1 protein-coding gene is annotated in these 1,247 nt (G+C 70.2%); it reads left to right on the forward strand.

All coding sequences use genetic code 11. The annotated features are described in order from the left end of the window. On the forward strand, positions 1 to 1,247 hold a 1,247-nt coding region (locus P4U43_RS17900), incomplete at both ends, for a hypothetical protein (RefSeq protein ID WP_277359949.1).

The following is a 1,247-nucleotide window of genomic DNA, read 5'->3' on the forward strand; positions in this document are numbered from 1 at the left end:
TGGTCATCACCGCGTGGCTGGCGCGCCGGGTAGAGCGCCGGACGTCCTCGCGGACCACCCTCGGGGTGCCGTTGGCGGCGCGGCAGGTGTCCCGGCGGATCGCGTCCTACGTGATTCCGATCGCGCTGGTCACCGTCACGGTGGGCACCGCCACGTTCACTGCCGCGTATGCGCAGACCACCAGCCGGTCCCAGGAAGCGGCATCCCAGCTGGGCAATGGTTCGGACGTGCGTGTCGCGGTGCCCGGTCCGCTGGTCATCCGGTCCGCTGATGACGTTCCGGCCCTGAACACCTTCGCCGAACGTGAGGCGGTGACCGCGGCCTCCCTCGCCTACCGGGGCGAAGCGCGGCTGGCATCGATCACCGCTCCCCTGCTCGCCGTTGATGCCGGGTCGCTGCCGGGGCTTTTGGACGACGGCGCCAACCTGGTGAACGTCGGAGAGCTTGCGGGCGCGCTGGCCTTCGAGCCGCCCGTGCCCGAACCCGCGCTGACGCTGTCGCCCTCTGCCACCCAGATCCGCATGCAGTTCACCTCGACGGGCACTTCGGAAGCAGCCGACGACGGCGCCACCACGCGCACCGCCTCAGTCACCGTCTGGATCCGCACAGAGGCAGGAAACCTCGTGCCCGCTCCAGCCGGAACCCTCGCCCTGTCCGGTGCCGGAGACCAAGCGCATTCCCTCTCGTTTGCGCTGCCCGAAGGCTTGCGCCCGGCTGCGATCGCGGCGATCGATATCGCGCTGGAGCCGTCCGAGGCCGCGCGCGGGTACGAGCTGGAAATCACCAGCGTCTCCAGCGACGGCGGGATCGGCACCGGCCAGGGACGGTTCACCGAAGATTCGAGCCTGCAGTTGGCGGCCGGTGTGTTCGGCGCAGCGCAATCGGGAGTGCAGCCGCTCGAGACGGGCGTCGGCGTGCGTTTCCCCGAAGAGGGTTCGACGGTGGGCACCGCGCAGGCACGCCTAATGGTGGAAGCGCAGGACTCGCCGCCGCTTCCCGTGGCCCTCACTGCTGAGCTGCTGGCCGATCTCGACCTGGCTGTGGGCGAGCCGGTGTCACTGCGTCCCGGCGGCGTCGAAATCGAGGGCGTGGTTGCAGCAGTTGCCCCCGTTCTTTCCGGAACCACCGAGAGCACCGCTGTCCTCGCCGACCTTCAGGCGTACAGCCATGCCTCGCTCGCCAGCTCGCCTGCACCGCCGCGGCCGGGTGAGATCTGGCTCGCGTCGTCGGACCGGGACGCCACCGCT

This window comes from Arthrobacter vasquezii, from assembly GCF_029455255.1.
Taxonomy (GTDB): domain Bacteria; phylum Actinomycetota; class Actinomycetes; order Actinomycetales; family Micrococcaceae; genus Arthrobacter_D; species Arthrobacter_D parietis.